The sequence below is a fragment of the Pseudomonas sp. AP3_22 TE3818 genome, assembly GCF_053628995.1.
On record NZ_JBRJHL010000001.1, the window covers coordinates 2,023,036 to 2,037,069 of the forward strand.

4 protein-coding genes and 1 pseudogene are annotated in these 14,034 nt (G+C 64.4%); 4 read left to right on the top strand and 1 reads right to left on the bottom strand.

All coding sequences use genetic code 11. The annotated features are described in order from the left end of the window. Positions 1-208: 208 nt before the first annotated feature. Positions 209-2,032 carry a glycoside hydrolase family 15 protein gene (locus AB7M25_RS09365; RefSeq protein ID WP_429383607.1) on the bottom strand — a complete coding sequence of 608 codons (1,824 nt, stop codon included), beginning with the start codon at positions 2,030-2,032 and terminating at the stop codon, positions 209-211. A 297-nt stretch (positions 2,033-2,329) separates the two neighbouring features. On the opposite strand from AB7M25_RS09365, the pseudogene AB7M25_RS09370 reads away from it, so the two are divergent. The 4 genes and pseudogenes from AB7M25_RS09370 to AB7M25_RS09385 all read left to right on the top strand — a co-directional run. After that, positions 2,330-2,526: pseudogene (locus AB7M25_RS09370) on the top strand (MFS transporter); the annotation flags it as partial. Positions 2,527-2,695: 169 nt separating this feature from the next. Continuing rightward, positions 2,696-3,430 (top strand): thioesterase II family protein, encoded by a 735-nt coding sequence (locus AB7M25_RS09375; protein WP_429383603.1) that lies wholly within the window; start codon positions 2,696-2,698, stop codon positions 3,428-3,430. A 258-nt stretch (positions 3,431-3,688) separates the two neighbouring features. After that, positions 3,689-12,922, top strand: coding sequence for an amino acid adenylation domain-containing protein (locus AB7M25_RS09380; RefSeq protein ID WP_454237198.1), 9,234 nt, complete (start codon positions 3,689-3,691; stop codon positions 12,920-12,922). A 52-nt stretch (positions 12,923-12,974) separates the two neighbouring features. Further along, positions 12,975-14,033 (top strand): TauD/TfdA family dioxygenase, encoded by a 1,059-nt coding sequence (locus AB7M25_RS09385; RefSeq protein ID WP_218503933.1) that lies wholly within the window; start codon positions 12,975-12,977, stop codon positions 14,031-14,033. The last annotated feature ends 1 nt before the right edge of the window (position 14,034 follow it).

Here is a 14,034-nt window from a genome sequence, read left to right on the forward strand (position 1 = left end):
GCCTTGCTTGCTGATTTAGTGGTTGCAGGGGATTGGCTTGCACCGGTCACCGGTTCACCCGGCGGTATTCAGTCAATCTTGTGTTGTGGCTGATGCCCCTTTCGCGAGCAAGCCCGCTCCCACATTTACTTTTCAATGGGCACAAATTTTGTGTCCGGCCGAGATCAAGTGTGGGAGCGGGCTTGCTCGCGAAAGGGGCGACGCATTCTCAAGGCTGCCAGACAACCTTCTCCCCACTCAACCTGCGGTCCAGAAAACACGCCGCACTGATCAACGCCAGATGCGTCAGCGCCTGCGGTGTGTTGCCCATGTGCCGTCCATGGCTGTCGAACTCTTCGGCATACAACCCCAGCGGGTTGGCGTACCTGAGCAACTGTTCGAACTCCAGGTGGGCTTTGTCGAGCTGGCCGGCGCGGGCCAGGCATTCGACGTACCAGAACGAGCAGGCGGCGAAGGCGCCTTCGCTGCCGGGCAGGCCGTCGATCCGGCTGTCGTCGTTGCGGTAGCGGTAGATCATGCCGTCGCGCACCAGGCTCTTTTCGATGGCTTGCAGGGTTGCCAGCCAGCGCGGGTCGCGGGCGCTGACGAAGCGCACCAGCGGCATCAGCAGCATCGAACCGTCCAGGCCGGTGCCACCGATGTGCTGGACGAAATGTCCGTGCTCCTCATTCCAGAAGTTCTCCCAGATGTCGGCATGGATCGCCTGGCGGGTCTGGTCCCAGCGGGCGAACGGGGCGGGCAGCGAACGTTTGGACGCGAGGCGGATGGCGCGGTCCAGGGCGACCCAGCACATCAGCCTTGAATGCAGGAAGTGATACTGCTCGCCGCGCATTTCCCAGATGCCGACGTCCTTTTGCTCCCAGGTTTCGCAGACCTGGTCGATGACTTCCACCGTGTGTTTCCAGCCCTCATGGGAGATGGCTTCGCCGTACTTGTTGACCAGGTAAATCGCGTCCATCAGCTCGCCAAAGATGTCGAGCTGGACCTGCTCGTACGCCTGGTTGCCGATGCGCACCGGTTGTGCGCCACCATGACCGGACAGGTGCGTCAGCTCGATCTCCGGCAACTCCTGGCGACCGTCGATGGCATACAGGATGTTGAGTTTCATCGGCTTGCCCTGACAGTCGCTGACCCGCCCGCGCAACCAGCGCATGTAGGCGTTGGCCTCTTCGACGAAGCCCAGGCGCATGAATGCATAGACCGTGAACGAAGCGTCGCGGATCCAGGTGAAGCGATAGTCCCAGTTGCGCTCGCCGCCGGTGCTCTCCGGCAGGCCGAAAGTAGCCGCGGCGAGAATGGCGCCGTGCTTGCGCGAGGTCAGCAGCTTCATGGCCAGGGCCGAGCGGTTGACCCTTTCGCGCCAGCGCCCGCGGTAGCTGGACTGGCCGATCCAGTCGCGCCAGAACTTCAGGGTGCGTTCCAGGCACAGATCGGCGGCACCCTCCTTGAAGCGTGGGTCGCCAGGTGCACCGAGCAGGAACTGGGCGGTCTGGTCTTGCTCAAGGGTGAACTGCGCGACCGCCCCATTGGCATCAATGTGCATGGCTTGATCGGCGCACAGTCGCAGGGACGGCTGGTCGGCAGCCTCGAAGATCACGTCATCCTTATCCATGCTCGCGCGGGTGCTGGCGCGGGCATAGTCATGGCGCACCGCGCAGCGCATGTGAAAGGTGGCGCGGCCGCTGACCACGCGGATCCGCCGCATCAGCAGTGGCAGGTCGTCCTCGGTGTCGCCGACGGGCAGCAGGTCGGTGACCTCGACCACCGCCCGGTCACTGAGCCAGCGGGTTTGCAACACGTTGGTGTCGGGCAGGTAAATCTGTTCGCGGCGGGCGTCGGGCAAGTCCGGCGACAACTGGAAAATCCCCGCCTCGGGGGTGTCCAGCAGCGAGCAGAAAATCGTCGGACTGTCGAACTCCGGCCAGCAGAAAAAATCCACGCTGCCCTTGTCGTTGACCAGCGCCGCGCTGCGCATGTCACCGATGATGCCGTGGGCGTCGATGGGGCTTTGGCGTTCGGGGTGATCAGCCATTGTCGCGCAACTCCGGGAGTCTGGGGCCTATTCAGCTGACTGGTCTGGGCGGTCGAGAGTTCATTTGGCGGGGGGGGTGGGTTGTCTGTGGGGGCCCCTTCGCGGGCAAGCCCGCTCCCACAGTTGATTTGTGTACGCCGTCCAATGTGGGAGATTCTATGGTTGAGGGGAAGCCCTCAACCTGCTTTCGGTAGGTATTCACTTTGCCCTTTCAGCAGTGCAAATACGACCCGTGCAAGCTTACGAGCCAAGATCACCATGCTCTCGCAGTTGCAGGGTGGCTACGGTCTGGCGGGCGCGGTGGCGGTGTTTGTCGCGGGGCTGTTTTTTGCACCGACGCTGATCGTCGCCATGGCCCTGGTGGAGCAGATCGTGCCACCGGCTCCGGCTGGCTGGTGGACGCCTTCGGCGCGCGCAGCGGGTTCTGGCTGGCGATTGTGGCGGGGGCGCTGGTGCTCGGCTCCGCGATCCCAAGCTATCGCCATCTGAAATGAAGATCGACCTGTGGGAGCGGGCTTGCTCGCGAAGGCGTCGTGTCAGTCGACATTAATGTTGCATGACACACCGCTTTCGCGAGCAAGCCCGCTCCCACATTTGGATCTGCGACTAATTCCGGCTACACCTCATCCGTTCTCCATACAGACAACTCTCGAGGAAAGCCCGGTGACCCCGCTGACATTGCTGTGCCTGCCCTATTCGGGCGCGAGTGCCATGGTCTATAGCCGCTGGCGGCGCAAACTCCCGGAATGGCTCAAGCTGCAACCGGTGGAATTGCCGGGGCGGGGCGCGCGATATGGCGAGCCCTTGCACACCGATATGCGCCGCCTGGCGCTGCAACTGGCCCACGAACAGAAGGCCACGCTCAAGGCGCCGTATGCGTTGTTCGGCCATAGCATGGGGGCATTGCTGGCCTGCGAGATGGCCCACGCCTTCCGCTCGCTGGGTTGCCCGGAACCGGTCGCGCTGTTCGCTTCGGGCACCGCTGCGCCGACCCTGCGCGCCGACTACGACCGCGGCTTTGCCCAGCCGAAAACCGATGCCGAACTGATCGAGCAATTGCGCACCCTCAACGGCACCCGCGAAGAGATCCTGGCCAATGAAGAGTTGATGAGCCTGACTCTGCCGGTGCTGCGCGCGGACTTCCTGTTGTGCGGGCGTTTCGCACCGGTCCAGCGCCCCTTGCTCAAATGCCCGGTGCACGTGCTCGGTGGTAAGGCCGACCGCGCCACCACCGAGCAATTGATCGGCTGGAGCCAGGAAACCCGCGGCAGTTTCTCGGTGGATATGCTGGCTGGCGGGCACTTCTTCATCCATGAGCAGGAGGCCAAGGTGCTGCGGGTGATCAAGGACCAGCTTGAGGGGCATCATCGGCGGCATGGGTTGATGGCTGTGGGCTGACCCTATTCTGAATTCACCACAAAACCTGTGGGAGCGGGCTTGCTCGCGAAGAGGGAGTGTCAGCAGCATGCCCGTTGCCTGACACACCGCCTTCGCGGGCAAGTCGAATCGTCGCACCGCCGCTCCCACAGGGGTATTTATCAACCTGTTTTTCCGCGTTTTGCCTTTTACCTGATCCGCTAATTTTTCCCGCCTGCATTCGTTTTACAGGGACGACGCGCCTTTGCGCCTGCTGCCTACTGATGCGGATGCCGATAGATGAATGCTGAAGACTCCTTGAAACTTGCTCGCCGGTTTATCGGGTTGCCCCTGGAAAAGCGCCAGATGTTCCTGGCGGCCTTGCACAAGGAAGGCGTGGATTTCGCCCGTTTTCCGATCCCGGCCGGCATCGAGGCCGAGGATCGCCAGGCGTTGTCGTACGCCCAGCAACGCATGTGGTTCCTCTGGCAGCTGGACCCGCGCAGCGGTGCCTACAACCTGCCGGGCGCGGTGCGGTTGACCGGGCACTTGAACCTGGCGGCGCTGGAGCAGGCGTTCGCCAGCCTGGTGGCGCGGCATGAAACCCTGCGTACGGTGTTCCAGCGTCAGGTCGACGACAGCTTGCAGCAAGTGCCGGCCACGGCGCCGCTGCTGATCGAACAGGTGGATTTCAGCGCGCTGCCCGCCGAGGAACGCGAACGGGCCGTGGCGCACACCGCCGAGCAGCAATCGATGCTGCCGTTCGATCTGGCGACCGGCCCGCTGCTGCGGGTCACCTTGCTCAAGCTCGCAGAACTTGAGCACGTGCTGTTGCTGACTCTGCACCACATCGTCTCCGACGGCTGGTCGATGAACGTGCTGATCGACGAATTCATCCGCTGCTACGACGCCTTCGATGCGGGCACCCAACCGCAGCTGGCAGCGTTGCCGATCCAGTACAGCGACTACGCCCTGTGGCAGCGCCGCTGGCTGGAGGCGGGCGAGCAGGCGCGGCAACTGGCGTACTGGCAGGCGCAACTGGGCGATGAGCATCCGGTGCTGGAATTGCCCCAGGATTATTCGCGCCCGGCCATGCCGAGCTATCGCGGTACCCGCTACGAATTCGCGGTCGAGGCGCAACTGGCCGAACAACTGCGCAGCACCGCGCAGAAGCACAACATCACCCTGTTCATGCTGTTGCTCGGCGCCTTCAACGCGTTGCTGCATCGCTACACCGGGCAAACCGACATCCGCGTCGGCGTGCCCATCGCCAACCGCAATCGTGGGGAAATCGAAGGCCTGATCGGTTTCTTCGTCAACACCCAGGTGCTGCGTACCCAACTGGACGGCCAGACCCGGGTCGACGACCTGCTGCGCGCCATCAAGGAAACCGCCCTCGGCGCCCAGGCCCATCAGGACCTGCCGTTCGAGCGCCTGGTCGAAGCGCTGAAACTGGAGCGCAGCCTCAGTCACACGCCGTTGTTCCAGGTGATGTACAACCACCAGCCGCACGTGGCCGACATGGCGTCGGTCAGCACCGCCTCCGGCCTGGTGCTGGGCAGCCTCGACTGGCAAAGCCGCACCACCCAGTTCGACCTCACTCTCGACACCTGGGAGAAGGGCGGCAAGCTGCACGCCGCGCTGACCTACGCCAATGACCTGTTCGAAGCGGACACCATCGCACGCATGGCCCGGCACTGGACGCGCCTGTTGCAGGCGTTAGTCGACGACTCGACGCAAAAAATCGGCGAGTTGCCGATGCTGAGTGCCGATGAGCAACAGGTGCTGGTGCAGGACTGGAATCGCACCGCCGAGGTCTATCCCGTCGAGCAGTGCATGCATCAGCTGATTCAGGCCCAGGCCCGACGCACGCCCGAGGCGCCGGCGCTGGTGTTTGGCGAGCGCCAGTTGAGCTACGCGCAACTCGATACCCGCACCAATCGCCTGGCCCATTACCTGCGTGAGCAGGGCGTTGGTCCGGATGTACTGGTGGGGATCTGCGTCGAGCGTTCGCTGGACATGGTCATAGGCCTGTTGGCCATTCACAAGGCCGGGGGTGCCTACGTACCGCTGGACCCGGAGTACCCGGCCGAACGTCTGGCCTACATGATCGACGACAGCGCGATTGGCCTGCTGCTCACGCAAAGCACCCTGCTTGGCGCGCTGCCCACCGACGGCGTCAAGGTCATCGCCCTGGACCAGCCGCAAGACTGGCTCGACGGCTACAGCGAAGCCTGCCCGCAGGTCGCGGTGCATCCGTTGAACCTGGCCTATGTGATCTACACCTCCGGTTCCACCGGTAAGCCTAAAGGCGCCGGCAACAGTCACGCGGCGCTGGTCAACCGCTTGTGCTGGATGCAGCAGGCCTACGGACTCGATGGCAGCGATTCGGTATTGCAGAAAACCCCGTTCAGTTTCGACGTGTCGGTCTGGGAGTTCTTCTGGCCGCTGATGACCGGCGCGCGTCTGGTGGTGGCGCCACCGGGCGCACATCGGGAACCGGCGCAGTTGATCCGCCTCATCGCTGACCACGGCATCAGCACGCTGCACTTTGTGCCGTCGATGCTCCAGGCGTTCATTCACGAGCCGGGCGTCGAGGCGTGCACCGGCCTCAAACGCATTGCTTGCAGTGGTGAAGCCTTGCCGCTGGATGCGCAATTGCAGGTGTTCAAAAAGCTGCCGGGGGCCGGGTTGTACAACCTGTACGGCCCGACCGAGGCGGCCATCGACGTGACCCACTGGACCTGTGTCGACGAAGGCGCCGACAGCGTGCCCATCGGCCGGCCCATCGCCAACCTGCGCACCCATGTGCTGGATGCGCAATTGCTTCCGGTCCCGGCTGGTGTGGCGGGGGAGTTGTACCTCGGCGGCGCCGGGCTGGCGCGCAGTTATCACCGGCGTCCGGCGCTCACCGCCGAGCGCTTCGTGCCGTGTCCGTTCCACGACGGCGCGCGCTTGTACCGCACCGGTGACCGCGTCCGGCAGCGCGCCGATGGCGTGATCGAATACCTCGGTCGCCTCGACCATCAAGTCAAATTGCGCGGCCTGCGCATCGAACTGGGGGAGATCGAAACCCGCCTGATGCAGCATGACCTGGTGCGCGAGGCCGTGGTGCTGGTGCAGGGCGGCAAGCATCTGGTGGCGTATCTGGTGCTGGAAAACGCCGACGCCGATGCGCAGTGGCCGCAAACCCTCAAGGCTTGGCTGCTCGGCAGCCTGCCGGAATACATGGTGCCCACCTACCTGATGCCGCTGGATGCCTTGCCGGTGACCGCCAACGGCAAGCTCGACCGCAAGGCCTTGCCGCCACCGGACGCCGCGCCGCAACAAGCGTTCGTCGCACCCCAGGATGCCATGCAGACCATGCTGGCGCAGATCTGGCAGGACGTATTGGGCACGCAACCGGTGGGCCTTGAAGACAACTTCTTCGAACTCGGCGGCGACTCGATCATTTCCATCCAGGTGGTCAGTCGCGCCCGTCAGGCCGGCATTCGTCTCAGTCCGCGGGATCTGTTCCAGTACCAGACCGTGCGCAGCCTGGCATTGGTCGCGACGTTCGACAGCCGCAGCAGCATCGATCAAGGCCCGGTCAGCGGCGAGGTGATCCTGACCCCGGCGCAGCATTACTTCTTCGAACAGGCCATCGCCCAGCGTCAGCACTGGAACCAGTCGCTGCTGCTGACACCCCGGGAAGCGCTGGATCCGCAAGTATTGGAAAGGGCGCTGGTCGCCGTGATCAATCATCACGACGCCTTGCGCCTGCGCTTCATCGACGGTGCCCAAGGCTGGCAGCAACACCATGCACCTCAGGTCGAATCCGCTGGGTTGTGGCTGCGGCGGGCGTCTTCGGCCGATGCCCTGACCGCGCTGTGCGATGAAGCGCAACGCAGCCTCGATCTGGCCAACGGGCCGCTGCTGCGCGCCTTGCTGGTCAACCTCGACGATGGCAGCCAGCGCCTGTTGCTGGTGGTCCATCACCTGGCGGTGGACGGCGTGTCGTGGCGGGTGTTGCTCGAAGACTTGCAGCAGGCTTACCGGCAAGTGGCGCTGCCCGAGAAAACCAGCGCCTATCAAGCCTGGGCCGCGCACCTGCAACAGCATGCCGGCACCTTGTCTGGGCAACTGCCGTACTGGCAGGCGCAACGGGCGGATGCCCGGGACCTGCCGTGTGAGCATCCGCAGGGCAGCTTGCAGCAGCGTCACGGGCACAAGATCGAATCGACACTGGACGCCGAACTGACCCGCCAATTGCTGCAACAGGCACCGGCGGCCTATCGCACCCAGGTCAACGACCTGTTGCTCACGGCGTTGGCGCGGGTCATCTGCCGCTGGAGCGGGCAGGGCTCGACGCTGATCCAGCTTGAAGGTCATGGCCGCGAAGACCTGGGCGACGACCTCGACCTGAGCCGCACCGTCGGCTGGTTCACCAGCCTGTTTCCCGTGCGCCTGCAACCCGAGGCCGGGGCGGCGAATTCGATCAAGTCGATCAAGGAACAGCTGCGCGCCATTCCCGGCAAAGGCCTGGGTTATGGGCTGCTGCGCTATCTCGGCGAGCCTGCGCAGCGCCAGCTTCTGCAGGACTTGCCGGCGCCACGTATCACCTTCAACTACCTGGGGCAGTTCGACCGTCAGTTCGATGAGGCCGCGCTGTTCGTCCCGGCCACGGAAAGCGCTGGTCAGGCCCAGGGCGATGATGCGCCGCTGGCCAACTGGCTGACCGTGGAAGGCCAGGTGTATGGCGGGCAGCTCTCGCTGCAATGGGGTTTCAGCTGCGACATGTTCGCCGCGTCCACGGTGCAGCGACTGGCCGATGCCTACACCGAAGAACTCAAGGCACTGATCGAACATTGCTGCGCGACAACGCCAGGCCAGGTCACGCCGTCGGACTTCCCGCTGGCGCGCATCACCCGGGCGCAACTCGATGCCTTGCCTGTCCCGGCACCGGCCATCGAGGACGTTTACCCGCTGACGCCGATGCAACAGGGCATGCTGTTCCACACTCTGTACGAGCCTCAGGCCGAGGCTTACATCAATCAATTGCGTCTGGACATCCAGGGGCTGGAACTGGCGGCATTCGGCCGGGCCTGGCAGGCGGCGATCAGCCGACACGACATCCTGCGCAGCAGCTTCCACTGGTTGGGGCTTGAGTGCGCGCATCAGGTGATTCATCGCCAGATCGACCTGCAACTGCAAGTGATCGAAGCGGCCGATGTCGACCTCGATGCACTGGCCGCCGAAGAGCGCAGTCGCGGCTTCGAACTCGGCACCGCACCGTTGTTCCGCCTGGTGCTGGTGCGCCGAAGCCCTGAAGACTGGCACTTGATCTACACCAGCCATCACATCCTCATGGACGGCTGGAGCAACGCGCAGTTGCTCGGCGAAGTGATCCAGCAGTATGCCGGCCAGACGCTGGCCAGGCCGTTGGGGCAATACCGCGATTATCTGGGCTGGATGCAACAGCAGCCGCTGCTGGCCGCCGAACCGTTCTGGAAGCAAGCGCTGGCGCCACTGGAAACGCCGACGCTGCTGGCGCAAGCCTTGCCGGCGCCCACCGAAGGACGCGGCATGGGCGAACATCAATTGACCCTTGAAAGCGCCGCACTACAGCGCCTGGTCGATTTCGCCCGCCAGCAGAAAATCACCCTCAACACCTTGCTGCAAGGCGCCTGGGGCTTGCTGTTGCAGCGCTACACCGGCCAATCCTGCGTGGCGTTCGGCGCCACCATGGCCGGACGTTCTGCGCCGCTGCCGGGCATCGAGCAGCAATTGGGGCTGTTCATCAACACCTTGCCGATCATTGCCGCGCCGCCGGCAGGGCAGTCGGTGGCCCAGTGGCTCAACCACCTGCAAGCACTGAACCTGAGCCTGCGCGAGTTCGAACACGTGCCGCTGTACGACATCCAGGGCTGGGCTGGGCAACAGGGGGCGCTGTTCGACAGCCTGCTGGTGTTCGAGAACTTCCCGGTGGCCGAAGCCCTCAAGCAAGGGGCGCCGGCGGGCCTGACCTTCGGCGCGCTGCGCAATCACGAAATCACCAGCTACCCGCTGACCCTCGGCATCGAAGTCGGCGCCACCCTGCGTCTGGATTTCAGCTTCGACCGCAGTCGGTTCAGCGCGGCGCAGATCAGCCAGTTGGGTGTCAGCCTGTTGCAGGTGCTGGAGCAGTTCGTCGCACAGCCACAGCAGGCACTGGGCGCGGTCAGCTTGCTGGATGCACAGGCTCAAATAAAAGTGTTGGCCGGTTCGCGTCCACCTGCGCCGCCACTCGACAGCCCATTGCTGGCCCATCAGCGTTTCGAGCAACAGGCGGCACGCACGCCCGATGCACTGGCGGTGATGGTCGGCGACGAGTGCCTGACCTACGCCCAGCTCAATGCGCAAGCCAACCAGCTCGCTCATCGCCTGCGCGCCCAGGGGGTGGCACCGGGGCAACGGGTCGGCCTGTCGGTGCGGCGCAATGCGCAGATGATCGTCAGCCTGATGGCCATCCTCAAGTCCGGTGCCGGTTATGTGCCGCTCGATCCGGATTACCCGGCCGATCGTCTGGCCTACATGATCGAAGACAGCGGCATGGATCTGCTGCTGGTGCAGCCGGGCTTGCTCACCGATGTCGCGCTGCCGCAAGGTTTGCCGCGCCTGGCGCTGGAGGCGAGCGTTGACGGTTACTCCACCGAAAACCCGGACAACCTCGCCAGCGCCGAAGACCTCGCCTACCTGATCTACACCTCCGGCTCCACCGGACGTCCGAAAGGCGTGTGCCTGGCCCACGCCGCGCTGCGCGAGTTTTGCGTGATCGCGGCGCACTATTCACAACTCTCAGCGCAAGACCGTGTGCTGCAATTCGCCACCTTCAGCTTCGACGGCTTTGTCGAGCAGTGCTACCCGCCGCTGTGCGTGGGCGCGGCGCTGGTGATGCGCGGCGATGAGTTGTGGGACACCGACACGCTTTATCGGCAGATCATCGCGCGCGGCGTGACCCTGGCCGACCTGCCGGCCGCCTACTGGTTCTTGCTGGCCCAAGAGTGGGCTGCGCAACCGCAGCGTGAGAAAGGGCGCTTGCGTCAGGTCCACGTCGGTGGCGAGGCCATGTCGCTGGAAGGCCTGAGGTTGTGGCATGCCGCCGGTCTGGGCGATGTGCGCCTGCTCAATACCTATGGGCCGACCGAAGCCACAGTCGTTTCCAGTACCCACGAATGCACACTGGCCGATACCCGCAATCCCCTTGGCGTGCCGATTGGCCGCGCACTGCCTGGGCGTGCGTTGTATGTGCTGGACAGCGAAGGCCACCTGCTGCCGACCGGTTGTGTCGGCGAGTTGTGCATCGGCGGTGATGCCGGGCTTGCCCAGCGCTATCACCAGCGTCCGGGTTTGAGCGCCGAGCGTTTCATTGCCGATCCGTTCTCCGCCACACCGGGGGCACGGCTGTACCGCAGCGGCGACCTGGCGCGCTATCGCGAGGACGGCGCACTGGAATACCTGGGGCGTATCGACCATCAGGTGAAAATTCGCGGATTCCGCGTCGAACTGGGTGAGCTGGAGGCGCACCTGCAAGGCCTGCCGATGATCAGCGAAGCCGCGGTGCTGGTGCACGAAGGCGTCGGCGGCAAGCAGTTGATCGGCTATGTGGTGCCCGCCTCGGATGAACGGCTGGACGCCGATGCGCGGCAACTCACCGACACCGTGCGCCGCGCCTTGGGCGAGCGCCTGCCGGACTACATGCTGCCGACGCAACTGGTGGTGCTGGCCGCGTTGCCGCTCAACCGCAACGGCAAACTCGATCGCGCCGCATTGCCGGCCCCGCCAGTCTGGGAGGCCGCAACCGGTAGCGCACCGCAGGGGGCACTGGAAATCCAGCTGGCGCAGATCTGGCAGCAGGTGCTGCAGGTCAGTCGTGTCGACCGCGAGAACAGCTTCTTCGAACTGGGCGGACATTCGTTGCTGGCGACGCAAATCGTCTCGCAGATCCGCCAGCGCATGGGCCTGTCGGTGAGCCTGCGCAGCCTGTTCGAACACCCGCGCCTTGAGGATTTCGCCGCTCAGGTACAGACGCTGCAACACCGCTGTGAACGCCCGGCGCTGGTGGCGGACACCTCCGGCGAACGCCAGCCGCTGTCCTTTGCCCAGCAGCGCCTGTGGTTCCTGTGGAGCCTGGAACCGGACAGTTCGATGTACAACATGCCGGGCGCCTTGCGCCTGCGCGGCGAGCTGAACCTCGACGCCCTGCGCCAGACCTTCGAAACCCTGGTGCAGCGCCATGCGGTGTTGCGCACCACCTTCTACGAGGAAGACGGCCAGACCTGGCAGCGGGTACACCGGCAATTGCCGTTGAGCTTCGAGGCCGGCGACCTGCGGCATCTGCCGGCGCCGGACGTCGAGGCGCAACATCTGGCCCGCGAGGAAGTCGCGCGGCCATTCGACCTGCGCCACGGCCCGTTGCTGCGGGTGCGGGTGCTGCGGGTCGCGGATGACCAGCATGTGCTGTTGCTGACGGTGCATCACATCGTCGCCGATGACTGGTCGTTCCGCGTGCTGATCAATGAGTTCGTCACGCTGTACCCAACCCTCAACCATGGCCAGGCCCCGCAACTGCCGACGCACAGCGTGCAGTACGCCGACTTCGCCAAATGGCAGCGCCAGTGGCTGGAGCAGGGCGGCGAGTTGCAACGCCAGCTCGACTACTGGCAGCAGCGCCTTGCCGAGCCGCAAGCCGTACTGGAGTTGCCCGCCGATGGCGACCGGCGCACCGCGCAAGAAGGTGCCGGCGCGCATTTCACCTTCAGCGCCGAACTCAGCCAGCAGTTGCGCGACTTTGCCCAGCAGCGCGATCTGTCGCTGTTCATGCTGCTGCTGGCCGGTTTCACCCTGGTCCTGCGCCAGCGCACCGAGGTCGCTCGGGTGCGCATCGGCACCGATATCGCCAACCGAAATCAAGCCGAGCTTGAAGAAATGGTCGGCTTCTTCGTTAACCAACTAGTACTGCAAGTGGACGTCGATGCCGGGCAGCCGGTAGCGCAATTGCTGGAGGCTTGTCGCCGGGCGGTGCTGGAGGCTTCGGACCACCAGGACCTGCCGTTCGAGCGTCTGGTGGAAGCCTTGCGCTTGCCGCGCCGGGCCGGCCGTTCGCCGCTGTTCGACATCAAGCTGATTTACCAGGAAGGCGTCGGTCGCTTGCCCTCGATGGATGGGTTGCACGTGGAGGATTTCCCCTCAGGGCGTCAGGCCGCCGAGATCGGCATGGTCGCTGCGTTCTACAACGACGCGCAGCGCATCCACCTGAGCTTCGAGACACCGGCCGGCCAGTACCTGCCGAGCACGCTGGAATGTGTGTTCGAACAGATCCGCGCGGTGCTCGAGGCGTTGGTAAGCGCTGAGCCGTTGCAGGTCGGTGAGTTGCTGAACCTGGCCAGCGAGGTCCAGCGCCGTTCCGATGCGCGCTTGAACGAGCAACGCAAGGCCCTGCTTGGTGGTGCCATGGCGATCAAGCGCCGCTCGGCGAACCGGGGCGCGTCGATAGCGCCAACCGCAGCGGACTGATACAGGCGACGGCGTCCTTTAGCGCCACCGTCAACATTTTCTGGAGGGGTTTATGACCGTTTCAACGACCAAGTCCATTCCCAAGATGGGTCGTGGTGCCCGCAAAAGCCTGTCCACCGATCCGACGCGGCTGGTGAGTTTTGCGCCGATGTTCGAAGGCCACAGCATGCCGCTGGTGTGCCGTCCGGCCGTGTCCGGCGTGAACCTGGTGGAATGGGCGAGCCAGAATCGTGCGCTAATCGAAAGCAAGCTGCTGGAGCACGCGGTGATTCTGTTCCGTGGCTTCCAGGTGGCCGATATCGGTGAGTTCAACCGCTGCGTCGATGCGATTTCCGGCGGCGCGCTGGAGTACCTGTTCCGCGCCTCGCCACGCACCCAGATCACCGGTCAGTTCAAGATCTACAGCTCCACCGATTACCCGGCGCCGGAGAAAATCTTCCCGCACAACGAACACTCGTATTCGCCGGTGTTCCCGCGTCACCTGTATTTCTACTGCGACACGCCGTCGGCCACCGGCGGCGAAACACCCTTCGGCGATACCCGCCGGATCCTCGCGCGGATCGACCCGGCGGTGCGCGAAGAGTTTGCCCGTAAACGCATCATGTACGTGCGCAACTACGGCGACGGCATGGGCCTGCCGTGGCAGACCGTGTTTCAGAGCGAGGACCGCGCCGAGGTCGAAGCCTACTGCGCCAAAATCGGCATCCAGGCCGAGTGGAAGTCCGGCAACCGCCTGCGCACCCGGCAGAACGGCCCGGCCATCGTGCGCCACCCGCTGACCGGTGAGCGCATCTGGTTCAACCACGGCACCTTCTTCAACGCGCTGACCCTGCCGGACAGCATCCGCGACAACCTGCTGCGTGAATTCGGCCCGCAAGACCTGCCGCAGAACACCTTTTTCGGCGACGGCTCGCCGATTCCCGACGACGTGATCCGTCACCTGCAAGGCATCTACCGCGAGGTAATGGTCGAGTTCGCCTGGGAGAAGGGCGACGTGGTCCTGCTCGACAACATCCTCAGCGTGCATGCGCGCAACGAATTCACCGGCTACAGAAAAATCCTCACGGCCATGGCCATCGCGCAGAAAAGCGCCGACCTGGATCAGGAATAAG

Excerpts from the sequence above, each read along its gene's own strand:
- AB7M25_RS09365 (WP_429383607.1), bottom strand. The coding sequence starts at position 2,032 with ATGGCTGATCACCCCGAACGCCAAAGCCCCATCGACGCCCACGGCATC.
- AB7M25_RS09380 (WP_454237198.1), top strand. The coding sequence starts at position 3,689 with ATGAATGCTGAAGACTCCTTGAAACTTGCTCGCCGGTTTATCGGGTTG.
- AB7M25_RS09385 (WP_218503933.1), top strand. The coding sequence starts at position 12,975 with ATGACCGTTTCAACGACCAAGTCCATTCCCAAGATGGGTCGTGGTGCC.